The organism is Mesorhizobium huakuii, from assembly GCF_030160235.1.
Classification (GTDB): domain Bacteria; phylum Pseudomonadota; class Alphaproteobacteria; order Rhizobiales; family Rhizobiaceae; genus Mesorhizobium; species Mesorhizobium huakuii.
The window spans coordinates 1-25,555 of record NZ_BSNY01000050.1 but is presented as its reverse complement, the minus strand read 5'-3'; the positions used below and the strand labels follow the sequence as shown (position 1 = coordinate 25,555).

Annotated in this window: 25 protein-coding genes; 9 read left to right on the top strand and 16 right to left on the bottom strand. The window is 63.9% G+C overall.

Annotated elements, in window-relative coordinates; translation table 11 throughout:
- Positions 1-15 precede the first annotated feature (15 nt).
- Positions 16-1,305 carry an RsmB/NOP family class I SAM-dependent RNA methyltransferase gene (locus QQK95_RS25605; RefSeq protein WP_284277180.1) on the bottom strand — a complete coding sequence of 430 codons (1,290 nt, stop codon included), beginning with the start codon at positions 1,303-1,305 and terminating at the stop codon, positions 16-18.
- A 302-nt stretch (positions 1,306-1,607) separates the two neighbouring features.
- Here QQK95_RS25605 and QQK95_RS25600 point away from each other — a divergent pair, with 302 nt between their 5' ends.
- Positions 1,608-2,285, top strand: a complete 678-nt coding sequence (locus tag QQK95_RS25600; RefSeq protein WP_284277178.1) for an MIP family channel protein — start codon at positions 1,608-1,610, stop codon at positions 2,283-2,285.
- Between the two features lie 70 nt (positions 2,286-2,355).
- On the opposite strand, the gene katG is transcribed toward QQK95_RS25600, so the two are convergent.
- The gene (gene katG / locus QQK95_RS25595; protein WP_284277177.1) at positions 2,356-4,554 is read right to left on the bottom strand and encodes a catalase/peroxidase HPI; all 2,199 of its coding nucleotides are present in this window, start codon (positions 4,552-4,554) and stop codon (positions 2,356-2,358) included.
- A 150-nt stretch (positions 4,555-4,704) separates the two neighbouring features.
- Here katG and QQK95_RS25590 point away from each other — a divergent pair, with 150 nt between their 5' ends.
- On the top strand, positions 4,705-5,613 hold the full coding sequence (locus QQK95_RS25590) for a hydrogen peroxide-inducible genes activator (protein WP_284277176.1): 909 nt from the start codon (positions 4,705-4,707) through the stop codon (positions 5,611-5,613).
- Positions 5,614-5,622: 9 nt separating this feature from the next.
- Here the strand turns inward: QQK95_RS25590 and QQK95_RS25585 are convergent, their stop codons facing one another.
- The 4 genes from QQK95_RS25585 to QQK95_RS25570 are packed head-to-tail and all read right to left on the bottom strand — an operon-like array spanning position 5,623 to position 9,328.
- On the bottom strand, positions 5,623-6,429 hold the full coding sequence (locus QQK95_RS25585; protein ID WP_284277175.1) for an amino acid ABC transporter ATP-binding protein: 807 nt from the start codon (positions 6,427-6,429) through the stop codon (positions 5,623-5,625).
- Positions 6,426-7,367 carry an amino acid ABC transporter permease gene (locus QQK95_RS25580; protein WP_284277174.1) on the bottom strand — a complete coding sequence of 314 codons (942 nt, stop codon included), beginning with the start codon at positions 7,365-7,367 and terminating at the stop codon, positions 6,426-6,428. Before QQK95_RS25580 ends, QQK95_RS25585 begins: the two co-directional genes overlap by 4 nt.
- A 58-nt stretch (positions 7,368-7,425) precedes the next feature.
- Positions 7,426-8,283: an ABC transporter substrate-binding protein gene (locus tag QQK95_RS25575; RefSeq protein ID WP_284277173.1), complete on the bottom strand. Its 858-nt coding sequence runs from the start codon at positions 8,281-8,283 to the stop codon at positions 7,426-7,428.
- A gap of 31 nt (positions 8,284-8,314) precedes the next feature.
- Entirely contained in the window at positions 8,315-9,328 is a 1,014-nt protein-coding gene (locus QQK95_RS25570; protein WP_284277172.1) for an isopenicillin N synthase family dioxygenase, read from the bottom strand.
- Between the two features lie 103 nt (positions 9,329-9,431).
- On the opposite strand from QQK95_RS25570, the gene QQK95_RS25565 reads away from it, so the two are divergent.
- On the top strand, positions 9,432-10,376 hold the full coding sequence (locus QQK95_RS25565) for a nucleoside hydrolase (protein WP_284277171.1): 945 nt from the start codon (positions 9,432-9,434) through the stop codon (positions 10,374-10,376).
- 103 nt (positions 10,377-10,479) lie between these two features.
- Complete coding sequence (locus QQK95_RS25560; RefSeq protein ID WP_284277170.1) at positions 10,480-11,154, top strand: TetR/AcrR family transcriptional regulator; 675 nt, start codon at positions 10,480-10,482, stop codon at positions 11,152-11,154.
- Positions 11,155-11,204: 50 nt separating this feature from the next.
- Here the strand turns inward: QQK95_RS25560 and QQK95_RS25555 are convergent, their stop codons facing one another.
- Together QQK95_RS25555 and QQK95_RS25550 are read right to left on the bottom strand one after the other, a co-directional pair.
- Positions 11,205-11,729, bottom strand: a complete 525-nt coding sequence (locus tag QQK95_RS25555; RefSeq protein WP_284277168.1) for a hypothetical protein — start codon at positions 11,727-11,729, stop codon at positions 11,205-11,207.
- Positions 11,730-11,741: 12 nt separating this feature from the next.
- Positions 11,742-12,572 carry a class I SAM-dependent methyltransferase gene (locus tag QQK95_RS25550; RefSeq protein ID WP_284277167.1) on the bottom strand — a complete coding sequence of 277 codons (831 nt, stop codon included), beginning with the start codon at positions 12,570-12,572 and terminating at the stop codon, positions 11,742-11,744.
- Between the two features lie 78 nt (positions 12,573-12,650).
- On the opposite strand from QQK95_RS25550, the gene QQK95_RS25545 reads away from it, so the two are divergent.
- Positions 12,651-13,559: a LysR family transcriptional regulator gene (locus tag QQK95_RS25545; RefSeq protein ID WP_284277166.1), complete on the top strand. Its 909-nt coding sequence runs from the start codon at positions 12,651-12,653 to the stop codon at positions 13,557-13,559.
- 27 nt (positions 13,560-13,586) lie between these two features.
- On the opposite strand, the gene QQK95_RS25540 is transcribed toward QQK95_RS25545, so the two are convergent.
- From QQK95_RS25540 to hisS, 5 genes are all read right to left on the bottom strand, one after another.
- Complete coding sequence (locus QQK95_RS25540) at positions 13,587-14,690, bottom strand: calcium:cation antiporter (protein ID WP_322791227.1); 1,104 nt, start codon at positions 14,688-14,690, stop codon at positions 13,587-13,589.
- 69 nt (positions 14,691-14,759) lie between these two features.
- Positions 14,760-16,532 carry an AMP-binding protein gene (locus QQK95_RS25535; RefSeq protein WP_284277163.1) on the bottom strand — a complete coding sequence of 591 codons (1,773 nt, stop codon included), beginning with the start codon at positions 16,530-16,532 and terminating at the stop codon, positions 14,760-14,762.
- A 101-nt stretch (positions 16,533-16,633) separates the two neighbouring features.
- Positions 16,634-17,332, bottom strand: a complete 699-nt coding sequence (hisG, locus tag QQK95_RS25530; RefSeq protein WP_284277162.1) for an ATP phosphoribosyltransferase — start codon at positions 17,330-17,332, stop codon at positions 16,634-16,636.
- A complete protein-coding gene (locus tag QQK95_RS25525; protein WP_284277161.1) occupies positions 17,329-18,450 on the bottom strand; it encodes an ATP phosphoribosyltransferase regulatory subunit in 1,122 nt (373 codons plus the stop codon). The genes hisG and QQK95_RS25525 overlap by 4 nt, the downstream gene beginning before the upstream one ends.
- Positions 18,451-18,461: 11 nt before the next feature.
- The gene (gene hisS, locus QQK95_RS25520; RefSeq protein WP_284277160.1) at positions 18,462-19,958 is read right to left on the bottom strand and encodes a histidine--tRNA ligase; all 1,497 of its coding nucleotides are present in this window, start codon (positions 19,956-19,958) and stop codon (positions 18,462-18,464) included.
- A 249-nt stretch (positions 19,959-20,207) separates the two neighbouring features.
- On the opposite strand from hisS, the gene QQK95_RS25515 reads away from it, so the two are divergent.
- Together QQK95_RS25515 and QQK95_RS25510 are read left to right on the top strand one after the other, a co-directional pair.
- Positions 20,208-20,459, top strand: a complete 252-nt coding sequence (locus QQK95_RS25515) for a hypothetical protein (RefSeq protein ID WP_284277159.1) — start codon at positions 20,208-20,210, stop codon at positions 20,457-20,459.
- Between the two features lie 47 nt (positions 20,460-20,506).
- Positions 20,507-20,896, top strand: coding sequence for a hypothetical protein (locus tag QQK95_RS25510; protein WP_284277158.1), 390 nt, complete (start codon positions 20,507-20,509; stop codon positions 20,894-20,896).
- 3 nt (positions 20,897-20,899) lie between these two features.
- On the opposite strand, the gene QQK95_RS25505 is transcribed toward QQK95_RS25510, so the two are convergent.
- Complete coding sequence (locus tag QQK95_RS25505) at positions 20,900-21,538, bottom strand: DNA-3-methyladenine glycosylase I (protein WP_095786844.1); 639 nt, start codon at positions 21,536-21,538, stop codon at positions 20,900-20,902.
- A 214-nt stretch (positions 21,539-21,752) separates the two neighbouring features.
- On the opposite strand from QQK95_RS25505, the gene QQK95_RS25500 reads away from it, so the two are divergent.
- Both QQK95_RS25500 and QQK95_RS25495 read left to right on the top strand, forming a co-directional pair.
- Positions 21,753-22,484 carry a L,D-transpeptidase gene (locus tag QQK95_RS25500; RefSeq protein WP_284277157.1) on the top strand — a complete coding sequence of 244 codons (732 nt, stop codon included), beginning with the start codon at positions 21,753-21,755 and terminating at the stop codon, positions 22,482-22,484.
- A gap of 264 nt (positions 22,485-22,748) precedes the next feature.
- A complete protein-coding gene (locus QQK95_RS25495; RefSeq protein WP_202355866.1) occupies positions 22,749-23,669 on the top strand; it encodes a bifunctional 5,10-methylenetetrahydrofolate dehydrogenase/5,10-methenyltetrahydrofolate cyclohydrolase in 921 nt (306 codons plus the stop codon).
- An 11-nt stretch (positions 23,670-23,680) separates the two neighbouring features.
- Here the strand turns inward: QQK95_RS25495 and glcF are convergent, their stop codons facing one another.
- Positions 23,681-25,006: a glycolate oxidase subunit GlcF gene (glcF, locus tag QQK95_RS25490; protein WP_284277156.1), complete on the bottom strand. Its 1,326-nt coding sequence runs from the start codon at positions 25,004-25,006 to the stop codon at positions 23,681-23,683.
- 7 nt (positions 25,007-25,013) lie between these two features.
- On the bottom strand, positions 25,014-25,478 hold the full coding sequence (locus QQK95_RS25485; protein WP_284277155.1) for a DNA-binding transcriptional response regulator: 465 nt from the start codon (positions 25,476-25,478) through the stop codon (positions 25,014-25,016).
- Between the last annotated feature and the right edge of the window lie 77 nt (positions 25,479-25,555).

Genomic DNA, 25,555 nt, shown 5'->3' with positions numbered 1-25,555 from the left:
TGTCAACGGCAGCGTTCAACTCACCTTGCGCAGCGCGCAGAAGTAAAAGCCGTCAGTGCCGCTCAATGCCGGGGAGAGCGAGACGTCGCCGCCGGCGCCGATCCGAGCGGCGGCCTCGTGGCCTGGAAAACGCCTGTCCCAGAGTGCGCGGTGATCGACCGGAACAAAGCCGCTGCTGCGCTCGCGGAACGCGGCGATCTGCTCGCCATTCTCCTCGGAGAATACCGAGCAGGTGATGTAGACCAGCAGGCCGCCGGGTCTGACATAGGCTTGTGCCGCATCGAGGATCGCCGACTGCTCGCCCTTGCGGGCATCGAGCTGCCTTTGCGTCAGCCGCCATTTGGCATCGGGACGGCGCCGCCAGGTGCCGCTGCCGGTGCAGGGCGCGTCGACCAGCACGATGTCCATGTGATTGGAAAGCGGAGCGAGTTCGGCCGGCTTGGTGACGACCTGCACGTTGCGGTTTTCCGAGCGGCGGATGCGGTCGAAGATCGGGGCGAGGCGCGCCTTTTCGGCATCATGCGCAAAGATCTGGCCGCGGTTCTCCATCGCGGCCGACAGCGCCAGCGTCTTGCCGCCGGCGCCGGCGCAGAAGTCGAGCACCTGCATGCCGGCCTCGGCGCCGGCAAGCGTCGCCGCTATCTGCGAGCCCTCGTCCTGGACCTCGAACCAGCCTTTCTGGAAGGCGGGCTCGGCCTGCACGTTCGGGTGCCTGCCGTCGCCGTCGATGGGCGGAATGCGAATGCCGAGCGGCGCGATCCGCGCGGCCTGTGCCCCCGTACCGGCCAGTTCCTTGAGCACCCTGGCGCGATCGGCCTGCAGCGTGTTGACCCTTATGTCGAGCGGCGGGCGGGTCGCCAGCGCCGCGCCCTCCCCGACCCATGCCTCGCCAAAAGCCCGTTCGAAAAGCGGTTCACACCAATCGGGTATGTCGGCGCGCACTGAGGGCGGCGCATCGGCAAGCCGGCGACTGGCGATCGTCTGCAGCTCGGTGGCGCTGAGCAGCGGCGGCGCGAACTTGTCGCCGTCGAGCGCGTCGTTGAGCGACTGCGCCGTCTGGCCCCATTCGAGCAGCAATGCGCCGAAGCCGACAGCGCGCGGCGTGTCTTCGCCGAGCAGCCAGCCGGCTGAGCGTTTGTGGCGCAGCGCGTCGTAGACGATGTTGCCGATCGCCGCGCGATCACCGCCACCGGCGAAGCGGTGTGACAGGCCCCAATCCTTCAGCGCATCGGCCACCGGCCGGTGACGCCGGCCAATGTCCTCCAGCACTTCGATGGCCGCAGCCAGCCGTCCGCCCAGTCGCATTGATCATTCCATCAAATCGAGATTTATCGCCTGCTCTTAGAGCCTTTCGCGTCCGGATTGAACCCCGCTCCGCCACGCGACGAACAGGCAGGCGGAAATCCGTACGATCCATAAATATCGCGGGCCGGCAACAGCAGATCGATGAATAGATGCAAGGTCTCTAATGTTCTCGACTGGCGACTGCAAGCACGGCCTGTGGCGCAACCGCGCTGCTTTCCAAGTTTTTCCGTTGGGAATACTCTCCACACCATGATTCGCGGCGCGGAAAACGCGAACCGGCGGATCGCTACGAGGAGAGGGCAATGAAAACTTATCTGGCGGAAGTTCTAGGCACATTTCTGTTGGTGTTCATCGGCACGGCGTCGGTGGTGACGGGCGGCTTCGGCGGCGCGCTGCCGCTCGGCCAGGAAGGCATCGGTCTGGCATTCGGCATTGGCCTCATCGCCGCGGCCTATGCGATCGGCCCGATTTCGGGCGCGCATCTCAATCCGGCGGTGACGCTCGGCGTCTTCCTCGCCGGACGGCTGCCGGCCAAGGATGTCGTCCCCTACTGGATCGCGCAGATCATCGGCGCCATCCTGGCTTCGCTGGCACTGTGGATCATCGTCTCGGGCAAGACCAGCGAACCCATCACCAACTTCGGCGCCAATGGCTGGGACGTGGCCAAATGGGGCATGAGCTCGGCGTTCCTGTGGGAGCTGATCGGCACCTTCACCTTCGTCACGGTGATCCTCGGCGTGACCGCTGAAAAGCACTCGACGGCATTTGCCGGTCTGGTCATCGGCCTGACGCTGGCGGGCATTCACTTCGCCATGATCCCGGTCACCGGCACCTCGGTCAATCCGGCCCGTTCCATCGGCCCGGCGCTGTTCACCGGCGGTGCAGCGCTCAGCCAGCTCTGGCTGTTCATCGTCGCCCCGCTGATCGGCGGCGCCATCGCCGGCGTCGTCGCCAAGGCACGCATCTTCGAGAAGGATTGATCTCGAGAGCCCGAATGCAAAAGGCGCGGGCCACGGCCCGCGCCTTTTTTGTTGGAGAGCTTTGCCTGGATCAGCCGGCGATGTCGAAACGGTCGGCGTTCATCACCTTGGTCCAGGCCACGACGAAGTCCTTGGCGAACTTCGCCTTAGCGTCCGCCGTCGCATAGACTTCGGCGAGCGCGCGCAGTTGCGAGTGCGAACCGAAGATCAGGTCGGCACGTGTGCCGGTCCACTTCACTTCGCCGGTCTTGCGGTCGCGGCCTTCGAATACGTCCTTGGCATCCGACGTCGCCTTCCACTCCGTGCCCATGTCGAGCAGGTTGACGAAGAAGTCGTTGCTCAGCGTTTCCGGCTGTTTGGTGAACACGCCGTGCTTCGACTGCCCTGCATTGGCGCCGAGAACGCGCAGGCCGCCGACGAGGACGGTCATTTCCGGCGCCGTCAGCGTCAGCAACTGCGCCCGGTCGACCAGCGCCTCCTCGACGGTCAGCCGCTGCTTGCCGCTGACATAGTTGCGGAAACCGTCAATCGTCGGCTCCAGCGGCGCGAAGGAGTGGATATCGGTCTGTTCCTGCGAAGCGTCCATGCGGCCAGGCCAGAAGGGAACGTCGACGCTGTGGCCGGCGGCCTTCGCGGCCTTCTCGATTGCCGCGTTGCCGCCAAGAACGATCAGGTCGGCAAGCGAGACTTTCTTGCTGCCGGTCTGTGCGGCGTTGAAGTCCTTGGCGATCGCCTGGAGCTTGTCGAGCACCTTGGCGAGCTCGGCCGGCTGATTGACGGCCCAGTCCTTCTGCGGGCTGAGGCGGATGCGCGCGCCATTGGCGCCGCCGCGCTTGTCGGAGCCGCGGAAGGTCGAGGCCGAGGCCCACGCCGTCGAAACCAGCTGCGACACGGACAGGCCGGAGGCCAGAATCTCAGCCTTGAGCGCTTCGGCATCCTGCTCGTCGATCAGCACATGATCGACCGCCGGGATGACGTCCTGCCAGGGCAGCTCTTCCTTGGGAACCAACGGGCCGAGATACCGGGCGACCGGGCCCATGTCGCGGTGGGTCAGCTTGTACCAGGCGCGGGCGAAGGCGTCGGCGAACTGATCCGGATTCTCGTGGAAGCGCTTGGAGATCGTTGCGTAGGAGGGATCGAAACGCAGCGCGAGGTCGGTGGTCAGCATGGCGGGCGCGTGGCGCTTGGCCGAGTTGTGTGCGTCCGGCACCGTGCCGGCGCCCGCTCCACCCTTCGGCGTCCACTGATGGGCACCGGCCGGGCTTTTGGTCAGCTCCCAGTCAAAGCCGAACAGATTGTCGAAGAAGTTGTTGCTCCACTTGGTCGGCGTCTTCGTCCAAATGACTTCCAGACCGCTGCCGATGGCGTCACCGCCCTTGCCGGTGCCGAATTTGCTCGCCCAGCCAAGGCCCTGCTGCTCGATATCGGCGCCTTCCGGCTCGACACCCACCAGGCTCGCATCGCCCGCACCATGGGTCTTGCCGAACGTGTGGCCGCCGGCGATGAGGGCCACGGTTTCCTCGTCGTTCATCGCCATGCGTGCAAAGGTGTCCCTGATATCGCGCGCCGCGGCCAGTGGATCCGGATTGCCGTTCGGCCCTTCCGGGTTGACGTAGATCAGCCCCATCTGCACGGCGCCGAGGGGATTCTGCAGGTCTCGGTCGCCGCTGTAACGCTCATCGGCCAGCCACTTGCCTTCGGGGCCCCAGTAGACGTCCTGCTCGGGCTCCCAGACGTCTGCACGGCCACCGGCAAAACCGAAAGTCTTGAAGCCCATCGATTCCAGCGCGACGTTGCCGGTGAGGATCAGAAGGTCGGCCCAAGAGATCTTGCGGCCATATTTCTGCTTGATCGGCCACAAGAGCCTGCGGGCCTTGTCGAGGTTGACGTTGTCAGGCCAGCTGTTGAGCGGCGCGAAACGCTGCTGGCCGGCCCCGGCGCCGCCACGGCCGTCGGCGATGCGGTAGGTGCCGGCGCTGTGCCAGGCCATGCGGATGAACAGGGGCCCGTAATGGCCGAAATCGGCCGGCCACCATTCCTGCGAATCCGTCATCAGCGCATGCAGGTCCTTGATGACGGCGTCGAGGTCGAGGCTCTTGAATTCCTCCGCATAGTCGAACGCCTCACCCATCGGGTCGGACAGGGATGACTGTTGATGCAGGATCTGAACGTTCAGTTGGTTCGGCCACCAGTCACGGTTGGTCCGGCCAACGGCTCCGTGCGCGACCGGGCATTTGCCCGCGCTTTTGTCATCGGTGTTCGCGTCCATCTTCAGTCTCCGATTTTGCCGAGTTTTGATCTTTGCCAGGATTTTTGGGGGGCGGCTCGCCGTCCGCACCATCTTGGAATGATTCCAGACTAGGCCGCATTGGCGATAAAAACAAATTGCCTTTCCTGTTCATTTCGATAGGGTTTCCTTATGATAGGCTTGACTGTCCGCCAGATGCATTACTTCGACGCGCTGGCGCAGACGCTGCATTTCGGACGTGCGGCAAAACTCGCCGGTGTAAGCCAGCCGGCGCTGTCCTCGCAGATCGCGGAGATGGAACAGAGGCTGAACTGCCGGCTGTTCGAACGCGGCGGCAAGTCGGTGCGCATGACCGACGAGGCATCAGCGCTTTTGCCGCGCATCGAACGCATCCTGGCCGAGATACGCGATGTCGAAACGACCGCAAGGCGCGGCCGCACGGCCATGGAAGGGCGCTTCCGGCTAGGCATCATCCCAACCGTCGCGCCCTATCTCTTGCCGCGCGCGCTGCCCGAACTGAAAAAGCATTTTCCGGCCCTGCTGCTCGAATTGCGCGAGGCGGTCACCGCGACGCTGGTCGACGACATCGCCTCGCGCAAGCTCGACGCTTTCATCGCGGCACTTCCGCTCGATCATCCGGGCCTTAACACCGAGGCGCTGTTTTCGGACCGGTTCTTCCTTGCTGTTCCGGCAGGCGATCCGGCCTTCGCCTCGCCGCCGGTTCCGCCCGAAAGCCCGGCGCTGGAAAGGCTGATGCTGCTGGAAGAAGGCCATTGCCTGCGCGAACAGGCGCTGGCTGTCTGCGGCAATGTGCGGCCGGTGGCGATGGCCAGTTATGGCGCCACCAGCCTGACCACGCTGTTGCAGATGGTGGCGCACGGGCTCGGCGTCACGCTGATCCCCGAAATGGCGACCGGCCCCGCCGGCACCATCCCTGACCTCAAGATCGTGCCGTTCCAGGAGCCGATGCCGCAGCGCATGATCTGCCTTGCCTGGCGGCGGAACAGTGCAAGGCATGGCGAATGCGTCGAACTCGCCAAGATCATTCGCAGCCTCGGCGCGGCGGTGCTGGCCGCTTGAAGCCAAGCGTCAGAGAACGCGGGACAGAAACTCGCGCGTGCGCGGCGACTGCGGGTTGGCGATCATCTCGCGCGGCGCGCCACGTTCGACGATCACACCGCCATCCATGAAGACGAGCTGATCGCCGATCTCACGGGCAAAGCCGATCTCGTGGGTGACGACGACCATCGTCATGCCGCTCTCGGCCAGATCGCGCATCACCTGCAGCACCTCGCCGACCAGTTCCGGGTCGAGCGCCGATGTGGGCTCGTCGAACAAAAGCACCTTCGGCTTCATCGCCATGGCGCGCGCGATCGCCACGCGCTGCTGCTGGCCGCCGGACAGTTCGCGCGGATAGCGGTCGACCTTGTCGGCAAGGCCGACGCGGCGCAGCAGGACTTCCGCCTCGGCCCTGGCCTGGTCGACCGGGATGCGCCGCACCTGCGTCGGCGCCTCGATCAGGTTCTCCATCACCGTCATGTGCGAGAACAGGTTGAACGACTGGAACAGCATGCCGATCTCGGCCCGGCGCTGGCACAGGAGATCGTCCTTGACCTCGTAGAGCCTGTCGCCCTGGAGGTCGTAGCCGACGAACTGGCTGTCCACCAACAGGATGCCGCCGCTGAGTTTTTCCAGATGGTTGATGCAGCGCAGGAACGTGCTCTTGCCGGATCCCGACGGGCCGATGATGCAGGCCACCGAACCTTCGGGCACGTCGAAGTCGACACCCTTGAGGACCTCGAGCGAGCCATAGGTTTTGCGCACGCCGCGCGCGAACACCATGGAATTGGCCGGCACGCCGAAGCGGGCGCGATTTTCGGACCTCACATCGCTCATCGGGCAACGCCGCGCAGGCTGATGGCGTTGCGCAAGGCGCGCATCGTCAGGGGTTCACGGCGCGTGTCGCTGCGGCCGAAATGGCGCTCCAGGAAATGCTGCCCCACCGACAGGATGCTGACCACGGCGAGGTACCAGAAGGCGACCACGATCAGGAGCGGGATCGTCTCGAAGGTGCGCGCATAGATGCTTTGCGCGGTGTAGAACAGGTCGTCGACCGCGATGAAGGTCACCAGCGACGTCATCTTCAGGAGGTTGATCGCCTCGTTGCCGGTCGGCGGTAGCACGAAGCGCATGGCTTGCGGCAGGGTGATGCGCTTCAGGATCATGCGGTAGGGCATGCCGAGTGCACTCGCCGCTTCCGCCTGGCCCGACGGCACCGACTTGATGCCGGCGCGGATGATCTCGGCCATGTAGCCGGCCTCGCAGAGCGAAAGTGCCACGACGGCGGAGAAGAACGGCGTCATGAAATCATTGGTGCGCACGGAAAACAGCGTTCCCAGGAAAGGCAGAGTGAGCGAGATTTCACGCACCAGCAGCGACAGGTTGAACCAGAAGATCAGCTGGATCAGCGCCGGGACGCCCCGGAAGAACCAGACATAGACACCCGCGAAGGCGCGCAGCACAGGACTTGGCGACACCCGCATGATGGCGATGACGGTGCCGACCACGATCGCCAACAGCATGATGATGACGGTGAGCACCAGCGTGTTGCCAAGGCCGCGCATGATCGAGGGATGGAACAGGTAGCCGGCCGCCGTGCCCCAGGCGAAGGCGGGGTTGCTGGCGAAAGCGCGGATGATCAGAAAGGCCAGCAGCAAGGCGAACGCCGTGCCGACCCAGATGCCATAGCGGCGCTGCGGCACGACGGTCAGTCGTGACACGGCGGCGGCAACGCCGGGCTCGACACCGATCTCGGTCGGGTGGGCCACGCCCATCAATGGTCTCCTGGTTGCTGGCCGGCGCCTGACCCAGGATCAGGCGCCGGGGTAGTTCCTATTCGGCGCGAAGCGCGTCCATGGTTCCGACGAAATAGGGTTCCTTGATCGCGTAGGCGCCCATGCCGTACTTGTCGAGGATAGTCTTGTAGGTGCCGTTCTTGAACAGTTCGGCGAGTGCTGCCACCATCATATCGGCAGTCTCCTTGTCGTTCTTGGCGATCGCCATGCCGAGCGGCGCGACCTCGTAAAGCGTCGGCAGCACCACAAGCTGGCCCTTGCTCGTCACCTCGAAATAGCTCGAAGCGGTCGCATCGTCCATGCGGGCGTCGACACGATCCGACAGCACGGCCTGGACGATATCGGTCGAGGAGTTGAAGACCGACTTCTCAATGGCCGCCTGGCCCTTGTCGGTGCACTCCTTGCTCAGCTTGTCGACCAGGAAGTCCGAGGCGCTGCCGGCCGAGACGCCGATGCGCTTGCCGCAGAGCGGGGTGTCTCCGCTGAAGATCGCCTTCTTGTCTGGCGATGTCGAGACGGCGAGGCCGGCCTTGAGGAACATGACGAAGTCGACCTGCTTCAGCCGCTCGGGCGTGGCCGAGAACGTCTCCCAGGCGATCTTGAAGCGGCCGGCGGCCAGGCCGGGGATCATCGAGGGAAAGGGCGTGCGCTGCACGTCGAGCTTGGCATCGACCAGCTTGGCCACCTCGCCGGCCAGTTCGATGATGATGCCGGTCTGCTTGCCGTCGGCATCGAGATATTCGAACGGCGCATAGTCCAGCGTGTTGGCGACGGCGAGCGTTCCGCTCTGCTTGACGTCGGAGGACTTCGGCACCTCGGCGGCCCGGGAAACCCCGCCCCAGGCCACGGTGGACATCGCCAGCGCAAGGCCGGTCATTCGCAGATATGCATTCATTGCTGTTCCCCTTTCTTTTGCTTGTTTGCCGTTATGCGCCGGCGGCTTCCGCCGCCTTCTTCTTGCGATAGTGGTAGTTCTTGTCGATGCGCTCCATCAGATAGTCGCCGTAGAGCACCGGCCCGTATTTCGGCTGCGTGCCGGCCGGCACGCAAACCGGCAGCGCCTCGATCGTCTCGTCCATGGACGGATCGAAGAAGAAGGGCTGCGAATAGCGCTCGCGTCCCGAGCGGTTGATGACGCGGTGCGGCGTCGAGACGAACTGGTCGTTCGACCAGCGCGCAAGGATGTCGCCGACATTCATGACGAAGGAATCCGGGACCGGCGGCGCCGGAACCCAGTCGCCGGCCTTGTTCTTGACCTCGAGGCCGCCGACATTGTCCTGCGCCAGCAAGGTGATGAAGCCGTAGTCGGTGTGCGGCGCCGAGCCGAAGAGCCCTTCTTCCTGGGGCTGCGTCGGATAGTGCAACAGCCTCAGGAAGGTCGTCGGCTGCTCGAAATAGCGGTCGAGGCTGTCGGACGGCAGGCCGAGCGACAGCGCGATGGCGCGAACCATCTTGCGGGCGAGCGTGCCCATCTCCTGGACATAGCGCTCGATCGTCTCCCTGAAACCTGCAAGTGCTGTTTCGTCGGGCCATTGGTTGGGGCCTTGCAGCGGCTTTTCGGCCAAGGCCCGTGGATCGTCGGCGCCGACCTCGTGCATGAAGAAGATCGATTCGCTCTGGTTGGGCTTGCTGACGGTTGCCACCGACGAGGTCACGATGGTCGAGCCGGCAAAAGGCAGATAGCCGCGGAAATTCTTGTCGATCTTGAGCTTCGCCTTTTCCTCCTCGGGCAAGGCAAAGAAGCGCTTGCTGGCCTCGCGCACGGCTTCGACATCGGCGCGCGGAATGGGGTGCCCGGTGACATAGAGGAAGCCGATCGTCTCGAGATAGCGGCGCAGCGTCGCAGCCGTTGCCCGGATCGCGCCCTCGTCGTCGCCATAGAGCGCCGAAACGTCGAGGATCGGAATTTCGGAAAAATCGCCGCGCGCTTGTGCATCCATTTTCGAACACCCTGTCTTGAACATAAGATACAGTACTGTATTTCTACACATCCGAACGGCCTCATCAATAGGCTTTCGATCGCAAAAGGAAGAGCGCTCAAACATGGCACCACGAAAGATCATCATCGACACCGATCCGGGCCAGGACGACGCCTTCGCCATCCTCTTCGCGCTGGGGTCTCCGGCCGAGCTCGACGTGGTCGGCATCACCACGGTCGGCGGCAATGTGCCGCTTGCCTTGACGTCGAAGAACGCACTGAAGGTGGTGGAGCTTGCCGGGCGGCCTGATGTGCCGGTCCATGCCGGATGTCCGGCGCCGATGGTGCGCAAGCTGATCACGGCCGAATATGTGCATGGCGAGACCGGCCTCGACGGCGCCGACCTTCCCGAGCCGGTGACGCCGCTGCAAAGCGAACACGCGGTCAATTACATGGTGCGCACGATCATGGACGCGCCGGAGGGTGACTTGACCGTCTGCACGCTGGGGCCGATGACCAATCTTGCCATGGCCATGACCATGGAGCCGAGGATCGTGCCCCGCCTGCGCGAAGTCGTGCTGATGGGCGGCGGCTTCTTCCAGGGCGGCAACGCCACGCCGGCCGCGGAATTCAACATCTTCGTCGATCCGCATGCCGCGCACAAAGTGTTCGACAGCGGTGTGCCGGTGACCATGGCAGGCATAGACTGCACCTATACCGCGCTGATGACGCCGGAATGGCTGGACCGCCTGCGGGCAACCGGCAGCCGGGCGGCGATCGAGGCCGCCAATCTGGCCGACTTCTACCGCCAGTACGGCACGCACAAATTCGAAACGCCGGCGCGCCCTATCCATGACGCCTGCGTCACCGGCTATCTCCTTGCGCCGCAGATCTATGAGCAGCGCCAGTGCGCGGTGACGGTCGACATCGTCTCGCCGGAGACGATCGGCATGACCGTCGTCGACTGGTGGCATGTAACCGGCCGGCGCAAAAACTGTAATGTTCTGCGGCGCATCGATCCGGCGCCGTTCTTCGAGTTGATGCTGGAGAGGATCAGCGCATTGCCCTGAGCTGCGCCTTCCGCGATAGATGGACGCTTGATGAGTCGCGAAGCGCATCGAAGCCGGCGAACAGGTTGCAGGCGTCGCATATGGCGATGAAGGTCTTGATCAGATGAAAGCGGACCCTGCCCCGGCCCGGGCCAAAAGACCGACTAAGGCCGCCCCGCCCGCGAAGCCGGCGCGGCAGACGCTCAGCCGCGAGGCCTGGATCACGGCCGCGCGCAAGGTGCTGGAGAAGCGCGGCATCGGCGAGGTCAAGATCGACCGCCTGGCGCACCAGTTCAAGGTGACGCGCGGCAGCTTCTATTTCCACTTCGCCAGCCTGGCCGATCTGCGCGACGGCCTGCTGCAGGAATGGCGAAACACCAATTGCGCGCCGTTCTGGGCGATGCGCGACATGCACGACATCGACGGCCTGCAGTTCTTCACCGACATCGTGCATGTATGGGTCGATGAGGCGCCGTTCAGCCCGCTGCTTGATCTGGCCGTACGCGACTGGTCGCGAACGTCGAAGAAGCTGGCGCAGGAGGTCAAGGACATGGACGATCTGCGCATCGCGCTGTTGATCCGCTCCTTCCGCGCCATGGGCTATCCCGAGGATGAAAGCCTGGTCAGGGCGCGCATCACCTATTTCCACCAGATCGGCCAGTATGCGCTGTCCTTCAAGGAGGATCCGGCGGTGCGCAGGAGCTACCAGCCGCTGTTCGGAGAGGTGCTGCTCGGACCGCTCGTCCAGGAGCCGGGCTCGGCGCCGCGGCCGTCGGAGATACAGAGCGGACGGCGTTAGCTCGGGGCGTAGCGGCGGGCTGTTGCACGCCCGGTTGACCTCCAGATGATCTACGGAGCAGTCGCCTCGTTCGTAATGGCGCGGGCCAGGCCCTGGCGCGGACGGAGCAGAAAATAGAACGCGACGACGTGGGTGATCATCAGCAGCGGCACATAGATGACAGGGATCGCATAGGTCGCACCCAACAATCCGGCATGGGCGGGAAGATCGGCCTGGATGGCTTGGTAGTAATCGACGATGAGATCGATCGTCCCGACGACATTGAAGGCAACGACGAATAGCCAGAAAAGCGGGCGCATCCTCACGGCAAACAGTGCCAGCATGGCCAGCACCCCGGTTGCGAAATCGCCATAGGCGGCAAGGGTGGCGAAGCTGGCGGGCAGGTTTGGGCTGACCACGCCCGGAAGGATGAAGACGAGCCCGAAGAAACGGAAACTGTGCAGCGTGGCAATGGCGCGTTGCGCTGCGGGCCCGTCCATCGATCTGAGCCAGGGCCAGATGTACGCACCGAAACACAGCAGCCATGCGACATAGCCGAGAACGAGTTGGATCTGGAAAAGGATCTCCGTCGACATTGTGGTCTCCCGTCAGCTGTTGATCGGCACGGCCTCGAACACCGCGGTCAGGATGCCAAGCCGGCCTTCCATGAGATTTCGTCCCAAATTGGCTGCAAGCTCGACGAAGTCCGGCCCCATCACGACGCCGAGGTTTGGCGAAGGCGGCGGACCCGACGCCCGCAACTGCGCGAACCAGTCCTTGGCGACTTCGGTGTCGTCTTGCCATACCAGCATGCGGAAGCCGGCCGGTTCGATCGCCTCGCGCGTCGCGTCGATTGTCAGCAGGAAGCTCGTCGCCGGCGTTCGCGCCCAGGGAAGCGGATAGTGCGGCTCGCCGCTGCTTAATACCACGTCGAAGGTGGCGAACCTGCCGCCAGATTTCAGCGCGTGGCGAATCTCGCGATAGAGCCGCCCCCGGTCGGAGATATTCATCGCCACGTGCTGCAGCAGCACGATGTCGAAACGGCCTTCATTGAACGGAAGCTGCAGGGCGCTGGCGGTCTGGAACGACAATTGCCCGCCCTGCCCCGTGCGCTCGGTCAGATAGCGCGCGGCCTCCACGAAAGGTTCGCTGAGGTCCACGCCGGTAACCCGGCAGCCATAAGTCGCGGCCAGGAAGCGCGCCGGCCCGCCGATGCCCGAGCCGACATCCAGAACCGACATGCCAGCGGTGATGTCAGCCAATTTGGCAAGCTCGGCGGTGGCAGCAAGCCCACGGGTGTGAAACTGGTCGAGGGTCCCCAGTTGCTGCGGCGTGAGAAGCCGATCCTCCGGGCCGAAGTCAGCCAGTACCGTCCTCAACCGTTCAGTCAGGCCGGTCGCGCGATAGTGGTCGCGCACTCCATCAAGTTCATCGGTCATGGCAAGATGCTCCTGTCTTCAGAGTCTTACCTAAACCCGCTTCCATCGTTCGACTATCCGCTGTAATCACAACAACCTATGAAGCAGAACTACACAATCCGATACGGGGCGCTGGAGGGCGTCGAGGTGTTCCTGGCTGTTGCCAGACACCGCAACTTCCGCCGCGCCGCCGCCGATCTCGGCGTGACGCCTTCAGCCGTGAGCCAGGCGGTGCGCGCGCTGGAAGCGCGGCTTGGCGCGGCGCTGTTTGTCCGCACGACGCGCAGTGTCGGTCTGACCGAGGCCGGTCAGCGCTTCCTCGACCGTGCCGGCCCTGGCTTCGAGGAGATCGTCGCCGCCGGCGAGGCCGCGCGTGACATCGGCCAGCGGCCGACCGGCCTGCTGCGCCTGTCGGTGCCGCGCGCCGTCGTGCCGTTGATCCTGGAGCCGGTGATCGCGTCGTTCTGCCAGGCCTATCCCGAAGTCGAACTGGAGATCGCCGCGAGCGACGAGATGGTCGATCTCGCGACCGGCGGCTTCGATGCCGGCATCCGCCTCGGCCAGTTCATCGCCAACGACATGGTGGCGGTGCGGCTGACCCCGTCCTTCCGGTTCGTGGTCGTCGGTAGTCCCGACTATCTCGAGCGCCACGGCCGCCCGGAACGTATCGAAGACTTGCGCCAGCATGCCTGCCTGCGCCTGCGCCGTTCGAATGGCGCCATCGCGCCGTGGACATTCGTCGACGGCAACGAAGCGATCGAGGCGATGGTCTCAGGTCCGCTGATCGCCCACGACTATCCGACATTGCTCGGGGCCGCTATGCGAGGGATTGGGCTGGCGCAGATCCCACGACCGGTCGCCGAGGGTCCGATTGCCGAGGGAAAACTCGTGCCCGTTCTCGACGCCATCGCAGCGACGACGCCGGGCGTCTTCCTCTATCACACCGGCAAGCGCCAGATCCTGCCGAAGCTGCGCGCCTTCATCGATCACCTAAAATCCGGGATCTGAGGCAATCAAGGGTGCCGCACCAAGCTTTCACGGTATAAATATCAGAAACATATAAGTAAAAAACACCACAAGATGGACCATTCCGGTCAAGAACGTCGTTCTTTCGGTGCTGAAGCTTACATTGCATATGAAAAGCGCCAAGACCAAGAGGACCGCATCGGCAGCCGGCAGCCCCAGGGTCAGTCCTCTCCCCGTCAGCAGGCTGGCGGCAGCAACTCCCGGTATGGTCAGGCCGATCGTGGCGCAAGCCGAACCCATCGCGACATTCAAGCCGCGCTGCAGTTCGTTCTTGAGTGAAGCGCGCACCGCCGAAATGGCCTCAGGCATCAACACCAGCCCCGCGATCATTGCCCCCACAATGCTGTCAGCCTGGGTCACCTGGTAGGCAACGAGCGTATCTTCGACGCTTGCCGCGACCTGCTCGGCGAGCATGACAATTCCGATCAGCCCGGCCATCAGCAGCAGAGCGCTGGCAGAGATGTTCTCGTGAGGCGCAGCGCCCACCGAAACGTCGTGTGGTTGTCCCTGGATAAAGTCTTCCCGATGCCGGACGGTCTGCGCGAACACGAAGCTGGCATAGAGCAGCACTGAAAGGACGCTGACGAAACCAAGTTGGGCTGCCGAAAACGTTCCGGGATCCGTGGCCTGGGTGTAGGTCGGCAGAATAAGCGTCATGACGGCCAGCGCGATCAGAACAGCCAGATAGGCACTGGTCCCTTGCCGCACGATGGCCTGCTTGCGATGACGCCAGCCGCCAAGCGCGAGACACATGCCGACAACGCCGGTGGATGTGATCATCACCGTCGAGAAGACGGACTCCCGCGCCAGCGTCGGGTTGTTCTCTCCATGCAGCATCATGGAAACAATGATCGACACTTCGATTGCCGTGACCGCAAACGTCAGCACCAGCGTGCCGTAGGGCTCCCCTACCCGCCGAGCCACCGCCTCGGCGTGGTCGAGCACCACGAAAATGGTGACGAACATGATCGCACTCGACAGCGCACCGACAAGGATCCTGGCATTCAGCGAACCCTGGTCCACCGACAGCCCGCTGGCTCTGACCGCGACAGCCATCACCAGGGCGGCCAGCGGCATCGCATAGGAAGTCATCGATCGTCCGAAACCGCTCATCCAAGCCCCTGTGCGCTTCTGCGAACCTTGGCTGCATTCGTGCACCGACAGATCGAAGAGTTCACCTCCTCACGCCGTCTTCTGCACCACCAGCCCCAGCTCTTCCACCATCGCCTGGCGCATCAGGAACTTCTGCGGCTTGCCGGTTACCGTCATCGGCAATTCGGTGCGGAAGCGGATGTGGCGCGGGATCTTGTAGTGGGCGATCTGACCGGCGCAGAAGTTCCTGATCTCCTGCTCGGTGGCGATCTGGCCGGGCTTGAGCACGATCCAGGCGCACAGTTCCTCGCCATATTTCTGGTCGGGAATGCCGAACACCTGCACTTCCCTGACCTTGGGATGGCGATAGAGGAATTCCTCGACCTCTCTGGGATAGACGTTCTCGCCGCCGCGGATGACCATGTCCTTGACCCGGCCGACGATGTTGCAATAGCCCTCGGCGTCGATGGTGGCGAGGTCGCCGGTGTGCATCCAGCCATCGCTGTCGATCGCCTCGCGGGTCTTTTCGGCGTCGTCCCAATAGCCCTTCATCACGGAATAGCCGCGCGTGCAGAGCTCGCCCGGCGCGCCGACCGCGACGGTGGCGCCGTCGGCATCGATGGCCTTGACCTCGACATGCGGATGGATACGCCCGACGGTCGAGACGCGCTTTTCCAGCGGGTCGTCGACGCCGCTCTGGAAGGAGACCGGGCTGGTCTCGGTCATGCCGTAGGCGATGGTCACCTCCGACATATGCATCAGCGACACCACCTTCTTCATCACCTCGATCGGGCATGGCGAACCGGCCATGATGCCGGTGCGCAGGCTGGAGAGATCGAAGGTCGCGAAATCCGCATGGTCGAGCATGCCGACGAACATGGTCGGCACGCCATAGAGGCCGGTGCAGCGTTCCTGCGCCACCGCCCTCAGTGTCGCGGCAGGGTCGAAGCCCTCGCCTGGAAACACCATGGTCGCGCCCTTGGTGACGCAGCCCATCGTGCCCATCGACATGCCGAAGCAATGATAGAGCGGCACCGGGATGCAGAGCCGGTCGTCGACGGTGAGCTTGATCGCCGAGGTGACGAAATTGCCGTTGTTGACGATGTTGTGGTGCGTCAGCGTCGCGCCCTTGGGCGCGCCCGTCGTGCCCGAGGTGAACTGGATGTTGATGGCGTCGTTCGGCTTCAGCCCCTCGGAAATACGGTCGAGACTGTCATGTTCGTCGCGGCCGGCCATGGCCAGCACGTCGGCGAAGTTGAACATGCCTGGTGAATTGTCCTCGCCCATGCGGATGACGATCTTCAGATCAGGCAATTTTTGCGCCTTCAACTTGCCCGGCGTCGCCTTGGCGATCTCCGGCGCCAGCGTCTCGATCATGCCGAGATAGTCCGATGTCTTGAAACTGGCGGCCGTCACCAGCGCCTTGCAGCCAACCTTGTTCAGCGCATATTCGAGCTCAGTCAGCCGGTAGGCCGGGTTGATGTTGACCAGGATCAGGCCGATGCGGGCGGTGGCGAACTGCGTCACCAGCCATTCCCAGCGGTTGGGCGACCAGATGCCGACACGATCGCCCTTTTCCAGGCCAAGCGCCAGGAAGCCGGCCGCCAGCGCATCCACCGTGTCCGACAGTTCGCTCCAGGTGAAGCGCTTGTCCTGGCCGACGAAGACGGCGGCATCTTGCGTGGCGTATTTGCTGGCCGTGTCGGAGAAAAGCGCCGGAATGGTCTTGTCGAGCAGCGGCACCTTGCGCTCGCCCGAGACATGCGCCCTGCCGTCGACGGGTGCGATAAAGACGCTGCCGGCACGCGCAGCGCGGCCGCGCAGATTGGTGGCGTTCTTCAGCTCGTCGAGATTGACCGGCATCGCTGTTTCCTCTCCAGGCCGCGCCGAGTCTATCAGCCCGGCGGGGCAGTGGAAATCCTGTCGATGGTCGTGGAGTTCTGGTCCCTCGGAGGGCAGGATGGCTAGCCGACCGCCGCCGCCATTTTCGCCGCGATGTCGCGCAAGGTGGCTTCATCGCCTGCGGCACGCGCCTTTTTCGATGCCACCAGACAGGCCTGCGACTTCAAGACCAAGCCGTCGCCCAGCACCTTGAGATGGTTGGCGCGCAGCGTCGAGCCTGTCGTGGTGATGTCGACGATGACATCGGCCAGTCCAGCCGCCGGTGCGCCTTCCGTGGCACCCAGGCTTTCGACGATGCGATAGACCTGGATACCGTGCTTTTGCGAAAAGAACTGCTGCGTCAGCCGCCAGTATTTGGTGGCGATGCGCAGCCGCCGGCCGTGGCGCTGGCGGAAGTCGGCGGCGACGTCGTCGAGATCGGCCATGGTGTCAACATCGAGCCAGATTTCGGGCACCGCCACCACGACATCGGCATTGCCGAAGCCAAGGCGGGCGACGATCTCGGCGCGGGCTTCCCAGTCTGCGAGATTTTCCCGCACCAGGTCCTCGCCGGTGATGCCAAGATCGACGGCGCCCTGGCCGATCTCGCCGGCAATCTCGGAAGCCGACAGGAAGGCGACCTCGACATTGTCCAGGCCCTCGACGCGGGCATGATATTTGCGCTCGTCTCCGGGCAGGCTAATGGCGAGGCCGGCCTTGGCCAGCACTTCCAGCGCCTGTTCCTTGAGCCGGCCTTTCGATGGGATCGCCAGCGTGATCATGGTGCCGTCTCCCGCAACGCCTCGATGCGGTCGAGCCAGACGGAAAAGCCGACGCCGGGGATCGCCGTCTTGGCGCCAAGCAGCGTCAGCAGCCGGTCGTAGCGGCCGCCGCCGGCCATGGGGCGCTCGCCGCCTTGCGCGGCGATTTCGAAGACCACGCCGGTGTAATAATCGAGCGGACGGCCGAAGGCGGCGTCGTAGCGGATTTTTTCCGCCGGCAAGCCATGCGCCTCGATCGCCCTGGCACGGGCGGCGAATTTCTCCAGCGCGGCGCCCAGCGACAGCCCGGCACCGGCGGCAAAGCTTTCCAGCGCCTCAGCCGCGCCATCGAGCGGCACGTCGATCGCCAGAAAGTTCTTCAGCGCCGCGAAGGCCTCGTTCGACAGCCGCACGCTGCGCAATTCGGCCTTCTCGATCAGCCGGCGCGCAATCTCGGACGGCGCGCGTCCGGCCGATGCCGAGAGGCCGGCCTCCTCCATGCCGCCGGCGATGTGCGTGGAAAGGCCTTCGAGATCGCCGTCGAGGACGAGGGCAGCGACTTCGCCGGAAAGCTGGCCGTTGCGCGGCGGGTTGGCGAGATCGGCCAATGCCGCCTGCAACATCGGCGCCGAGCCGAAGGCGCGGGCCAGCCGCATGCGCCAGCCGCGCGGCAGGCCGAGCGCCGCCAGCACCGCTTCGAAGATACCCTGATCGCCCAGCGTGACCGTCAGTGACCGGCCGGGCAGCACCAGCGAAAGCAGCGCATGCGCGTCGGCCACCGAGCGTGCGTCGGCCTCGGCGGTGTCGCGATCGCCGAGATCCTCGATGCCAGCCTGGAAGAACTCGTTGCCGCCTTCGCGGCGCTGGCGAAACACTTCGCCGAGATAGGAGTAGCGGCGCGGCGTGCCGGCCTGCGAGCTTATGTGGTCGAGGCAGACCGGAATGGTGAATTCCGGCCGCAGGCACAGTGTCTGCCCGGTCTCGCTTTCGGTGAGGAAGATGCGACGGCGCAGATCCTCGCCGGCCATGTCGAGAAAGGGGTCCGCCGGCTGCAGGATGGCGACCTCGACCGCGTGCGTGTTGCGCGCCGCGAAGAGGTTGGTGATGTCGGCAGCGATGGCGGGGAAGCGGGAGGTCACTGGCCGCGCTCTTATTTCGCGCGGTCTGCGGCCTGCGCCGCCAGGATCTTCTTCACCTCTGCGACCAATTCACCTTCCGCAACCGTCACCTGCGCCGGGCGCGCCGCGCGCCATTCGGCGTTGTCGGTGATTTCGGCGGACATGCGCGCGCCTTCGATCAGGTCCTTGATCTGCAGTTCGCCCTTGGCGCGCTCGTCGCCGCCCTGGATCACGGCGACCGGGCAGCCGCGCCGGTCGGCATATTTGAGCTGCGCCTTCATGCCGGCGCCGCCGAGATACATTTCGGAGCGGATGCCGGCGGCGCGCAATTCGCTCACCATCTTCTGGTAGCGGCCGAGGCTTTCGGTGTCCTTGTCCATGACGAGCACGACGACCGGCGCGATCACGTCGGCGCTGTCGAGCTTGCCGAGGTTTTTCAATGCCGTCATCAACCTGGAGACGCCGATGGAGAAGCCTGTCGCCGGCACCGGCTCGCCGCGGAAGCGCGAGACCAGGCCGTCATAGCGCCCACCGCCGCCGACCGAGCCGAAGCGCACGATCTGGCCGTCCTCGTTGGGGATCTCGGCCAGAAGTTCGGCTTCGAAGACCGGGCCGGTGTAGTATTCAAGGCCACGCACGACAGAGCGATCCATGGCTATGCGGTCTTCGCCATATCCCGCCGCCCTGACCAGGGCTTCGATGGTCGCGAGTTCGCCGACGCCTTCCTGATAGGTCGCGTTCGAATTGACCATGGAATCCTGACCGGCCTGTTCATTTCTCGTGGTTGCTTGAAGAACCGCCTCGGCTTGCCCGTTGTCCAGCCCGGCGCCCTTGGCGAAATCGCCTTCGCCTTCCTTGCCGCCATCCCAGCGCCCAGGGCCGAGCAGAAGCTTCACGCCTTCCGGCCCGAGCTTGTCCAGCTTGTCGATCGCGCGCAGCACGGTAAGCCGGCGTGCGGCATTCTCGTCACCGCCAAGGCCGATCGCCTCCAGCACGCCATCCAGCACCTTGCGGTTGTTGACGCGGATGACGTAGTCGCCGCGCTTGATGCCGAGCGCTTCCATGACGTCGGCCATCATCATCGCCATCTCGGCGTCGGCGGCGACGCCCGGCGTGCCGATCGTGTCGGCGTCGAACTGCATGAACTGGCGGAAGCGGCCGGGGCCTGGCTTCTCGTTGCGGAACACCCAGCCGGAGCGGTAGCTGCGATAGGGCTTGGGCAGGCGCTCATAGTTCTCGGCGACGAAACGCGCCGTCGGCGCGGTCAGGTCGTAGCGCAACGACAGCCACTGGTCGTCATCGTCCTGGAAGGAGAACACGCCCTCGTTCGGCCGGTCCTGGTCGGGCAGGAATTTGCCGAGCGCATCGGTGTATTCGATCAGCGGCTGGTCGGCCGGTTCGAAACCGTAGAGCTCATAGACCGAGCGGATCGTCGCCATCATCTTCTCGACGGCGCGGATGTCCTCGGCGCTGCGGTCGGCAAAACCGCGCGGCAGCCGCGCTTTCGTCTTTTCCGATTTGTCGGCCATGAGATGGGTACCCGGTGTTTCGTGGCGTTGCGCGATAGGAAACTTCCTATTCCGCAGCGCGCGTTTCCTAACCGATGCGGCCCGGAGCGGCAAGGGTCGGCACCTCGCATGGCGCCCGACGAGATCAGGAGGACTCGAACCTCCCTGAAACAGAAACGCACCGAAAATGAAACAATCCCGCCATGGGCGCGGCATCGTGCCGACACAATCGGAGCCGATATAGCGCGGGACATTGAAGGGGTTCGGGACATGACCAGCGCAGTGAAATTCCATGCCAACGGCGATGCCGGCGAATTGCCTGCGCGGCTGCGCCCTGCGGGCACCCATGCGCCGAAACTGGTTGGCCAGGCTGCCGGACCGTTCGAGGTGCCCGCCGACACCGGCAAGGGGCCCTCGATGCGCGATGCCCTGGTGACCGGGCTGCTGGTGATCTATCCGACGGTGGCCACGGTGGTGGCGATCGTCGCCGGGCTGTTCCTGGCCAGCGTCAACGGCACCTGAAACCACCCGCTTCGTCAGTTCCATATTTTCTGATCGGGAGATCGAGCATGCGACTGGACTACGCATGCGCGCTTGGCGGCGCGCTTTTACTTGGAGTGGCCAACCCGGCCAGCGCCGCGGGCTGCAAGCCCGGCGATGCAGGCCTTGCCGGCCACTACTATCTGCGCGGCGTCATGGAAGTCGGCTCCGAACTGCTGCTCAGGAAGGACGGCAGCTTCGAGTTCATGCTCGCCTATGGCGCCAACGACCAGTACGGCAAGGGCTGCTGGGTGAAGAAGGGATCGACCGTCGAGGTCATTCCGGCCGGCCGCAGTTCAGCATCGACACACCACACGCCCGACGACAGCGGCTTCAGCGGCCTGGTGCTGACCATCTCCGGGCGCAGCCTGGTGTGGGACATCAATGGCAGCGGGCACAAGGGGCGGTTCGAGAAGTGAACCCTACGTCGGCCGTTTGAATGCCTTGCGCTCCTTCTCGACCTGCTTGCGGCAGACACAGCCCTCGAGATGGTCGTTGACCAGGCCCATGGCCTGCATGAAGGCGTAGACCGTGGTCGGGCCGACAAAGCTCCAGCCGCGCTTCTTCAGTTCCTTCGAAATCCGCACCGAGACCGCCGTCGTCGGGTTGGCGCGCAGATGGGCGAGGTCGACGATTTCGGGCCGCTCCGCCTTGCCGGGTTCGAACTTCCAGAACCAGGCGGCGAGCGATCCGAACTCATCGACCATCTCGCGGGCACGCTTGGCGTTGTTGATGGTCGAGACGATCTTGCCGCGATGGCGGATGATACCGGCATTGCCGAGCAGGCGCTCGACATCCTTGTCGGTGAAGGCGGCGACCTTGTCGAAGTCGAAGCCGGCAAAGGCCTCGCGGAAATTCTCGCGCTTGCGCAGGATGGTCAGCCACGACAGGCCCGACTGAAACCCTTCAAGGCAGATCTTTTCGAAAAGCCTGCGGTCGTCGGCCACCGGCCGGCCCCATTCATGATCATGATAGTGCAGATAATCGGGCAGGTTGCCGTGCCAGAAGCAGCGCGCGACACCATCGGGACCGGCGAGCAGGCCGGTGTTTTCATTGCTCATTGCGAAAAATCCATCCGTTAACGCGCTTTTGCGCAGCCTTTACCGTGGCTTTACCAGATTCCTGAACCCGGCGGTAACCACACCAAAAGGTTTACTGACAGAACCGCATTTTACGCATTCCGATTCATGTTTCGGTTGCTGCTTGCGCGCCAATGATCGCTGAACCGGGGAGCGTTTCCACCCGGTGTATCAGACGATCTAAGGTGCGTTCCCGATGAAGAGAGTTGTGTTTTCCGTGCTCGGCGCCGTGGCTGTGTTTGCCGGCGTCACACCCTCGGCCGCTGGCGACCGCTATGCCGACAGGCCGCCGGTGATGGTGAGCCCCGACCTTTCCGCCCCCTGGGTGCTGCAGCTCGGCAATGCGCCCGGCATCGTGCGGCAGAACCGCCAGCAGCCGCGCCTGCGCTATGCGCAACCGGCGCAGCCCGACCGGGTGCAGACAGCCGCCGTGCAGGCGCCGGCCAAGCGCATGGTCATGCGCCCGCAGATCAACCCGATCTACCTGCCGCAGGAAGTCGCCTATGACGGCCCGCAGAAGCCGGGTACCATCGTCATCGATACGACGCAGAATTTCCTCTATCTGGTCGAGAAGAACGGCAAGGCACGGCGCTACGGCGTCGGCACCGGCAAGCCCGGCTTCGAATGGTCGGGCACGCACAAGATTACCAACAAGCGCGAGTGGCCGGACTGGCGCCCACCGGCGCAGATGATCAAGCGCGAAGCCGCCAAGGGCCGCTATCTGCCGACCTATCTGGCCGGCGGCATCGAGAACCCGCTCGGCGCCCGCGCGCTCTATCTCGGCACGACCGAATACCGCATCCACGGCACCAATCAGCCATGGACGATCGGCGGTGCGGTGTCGTCGGGCTGCATCCGCATGCGCAACGAGGACGTGGTCGACCTTTATGAACGGGTCAATGTCGGAACCACGGTCGAGGTGATATAATAGCTGCAGCGAATCACCCGGCCGGGAAGCACATCGTTTCCTGAAGCCGGAAGGAATAACGGGGGACGGGCCGTATGGGGATGCGGTCAGTCAGGAAGGGCAGCACGGGAAACCGCGCTGCCCTTCTTTTTTGATCGGCGTCCGGCCCCTGCGACAAAGCCCGCGTCGTTGCGTCGCGCAGAAGGCATGGCGCTTCGCTTTCATGCTGCCATTTTCAATGGTCTTTTGCTATGTCGGCGCCAACGCAAGAAAAGAGTCCACCCCATGTCCCTGCCCGACGACAGCCGCTACCTCAAGGGCGGCCCGGTTGCCCAGCGCATCATCGCCGCCGTGCGCGAGGATGCGGCGATTGCCAAGGCCGAGGGTTTTCCGCCCAAGCTGATCTCGATCACCGTCGGCGATACCGATGCCGTGGATGTCTATGTGCGCAACCAGCGCGCTAAGGCGCAGCTTGCCGGCATCGATTTCGAAGAACGGCGTTTTCCCGCCACAATCACCTCGGGCGAACTGGAAGCGGCCATCCACGGGCTGAACGCCGATCCGCGCGTCACCGGCATCATCATCCAGCGGCCGGTGCCCGCGCATATCTCGGTCAAGACGCTGCAGGCGGCGGTGCATCCGCTCAAGGATGTCGAGGGCATGCACCCGGCCTCGATCGGCAACATCGTCTACAACCAGCTTGATCTGGCGCCCTGCACGGCGGCTGCCTCCGTCGAACTGCTCAAGGAAACCGGACTCGACCTCAAGGGACTGGAAGTCGTCGTCGTCGGCCATTCGGAAATCGTCGGCAAGCCGATTGCTTTCCTGTTGATGAGCGAAGGCGCAACGGTCACGGTCTGCCACCACATGACGCGATCGGTCGCAGCGCACGCACGCCGCGCCGACGCGCTGTTCGTCGCCGTCGGCAAGCCGCGGCTGATCAAGGCCGACATGGTGAAGCCGGGGGCTGCCGTCATCGATATCGGCATCAATTCCGAGATAGGCCCCGACGGGACCAGCCGCATCGTCGGCGACGTCGACACCGACAGCGTGAAAGATGTCGCATCCTGGATTACGCCGGTGCCGGGCGGCGTCGGCCCGATCACGGTGGCGATCCTGCTGCGCAACACGATGGTGGCGCTCAGCCGCCAGCGCGCGCTTTACGAGGCGACCTACGGTACCGCGGACAGGCTGGCGGCGGAGTAAGCGCCGATCCCCTATTCCGCGGCGATCAGGCTCTCGTCGCGAACACCATCCGGCTTCGGCCCGCCATAGGCCCAATCGAGCAGTTTGATGGTGTGCACCACCGGCATGCTGGCGGCGGACGCGATCTGCGTGATGCAGCCGATGTTGCCGGTGGCGACGATCGAGGCGCCGGTTGCCTCGATATTTTTGACCTTGCGGTCGCGCAGTTTTGCCGAAATCTCGGACTGCAGGATGTTGTAGGTGCCGGCCGAGCCGCAGCACAGATGGCCCTCGCGCGGCTCGCGCACGATGAAGCCGGCCTTGGCCAGCAGTTCCTTCGGCTGGCGGGTGATCTTCTGGCCGTGCTGCATGGAACAGGCCGAATGATAGGCGACGACCGTGCCCGGCTTGCGCACCGGCTCGGGCATGTCGAAAGCGGCCAGATATTCTGTGATGTCCTTGGCCAGCGCCGAGACGCGCGCGGCCTTGTCGGCATAGGCTGGATCGAGCCGCAGCATGAAGCCGTAATCCTTGATCGTCGTGCCGCAGCCCGACGCGGTGATGATGATGGCGTCGAGCCCGCCCTGGTCGATGGCGCGCATCCAGGCGTCGACATTCTGTCTCGCCGAGGCAAGTGCGGCCTCTTCGCGCCCCATATGATGGACCAGTGCGCCGCAGCAGCCCTCGCCCGGCGGCACAACGACCTCGACGCCGAGCCGCGTCAGCAGCGAAATCGTCGTGTCGTTGATGGCGGGATCAAGCACCGATTGCGCGCAGCCGGTGAGGATGGCGACGCGGCCTTTTTTGGCCCCTTGCCCGGCATGGACGCCCGGCGCGGCCATCGGCGAGGCTGCCGGGATCGAGGCCGGCGCGAGCTTGAGCATCGCGGCGAGCGGCTTCAGCGCCGGCAGCTTCTCGAATAGGCCGATGAATGGCTTGCCCAGCTTCGCCAGCTTGAGAGCGGCGCGGAAGCGCGTGGGATAGGGCAGCACGAAGGCCAGCATGGCGCGGGTCAGACGGTCGAGCATCGGCCTTTCATAGGTCTCCTGGATATGGGCGCGGGCATGGTCCACCAGGTGCATGTAGTTCACGCCCGAGGGGCATGTGGTCATGCAGGCAAGGCATGACAGGCAGCGGTCGATATGGGTGACGATCTCCTTGTCGGCCGGACGGCCGTTCTCCAGCATGTCCTTGATCAAATAGATGCGCCCGCGAGGCGAATCCAACTCGTTGCCGAGTGTCACATAGGTCGGGCAAGTGGCGGTGCAGAAGCCGCAATGCACGCATTTGCGCAGGATCTTTTCCGATTCCGCGACATGCGGATCGGCAAGCTGGGCAGGAGTGAAGGAGGTTTGCATCCGCAGATCAGCTAACGTATTTTTCGATAAAAGCCATGACATCCACCCCGGACGACGTGACGCTTTCGGCACCCGCCGAGACTAATTGTTCTTCATTTTGAAATCCCCTTTGACCTGCAAATACTAAAATGGGTACATTGTTCCCTTTTTCTCTTACTCTTTTTATCAAATCTAAACCGGCGAATGGATTATCGACGCCGCCCTCTATCCTACCTAAATCGGTCACAATAGCTGGGAACATATTATATTTTAGTTTATTGATAGCGTCGTCCGTACTCAAAGAAATCTCAACTTCAATACCTTTTTCCTGCAAATGCTCGACGATAAATGCATTGTTGGAAGGGAAGTCATCGACCCACAGAAGGCGCTTCTTAGGCCCTTCGCGATTGGTTTGAGCTCCGGTATGGCCGATTTTCGCGGTATTGCCGAACCGCGCTTCGAGATTCGAAAGCCTCTCCTGAACGTCAGTCACATCCTTGCCGATACTCTTACCCGACTTAAACACCGCCTGTGAGAATATGTCATTAAGTCAGCATGTTAGGCGCGCGC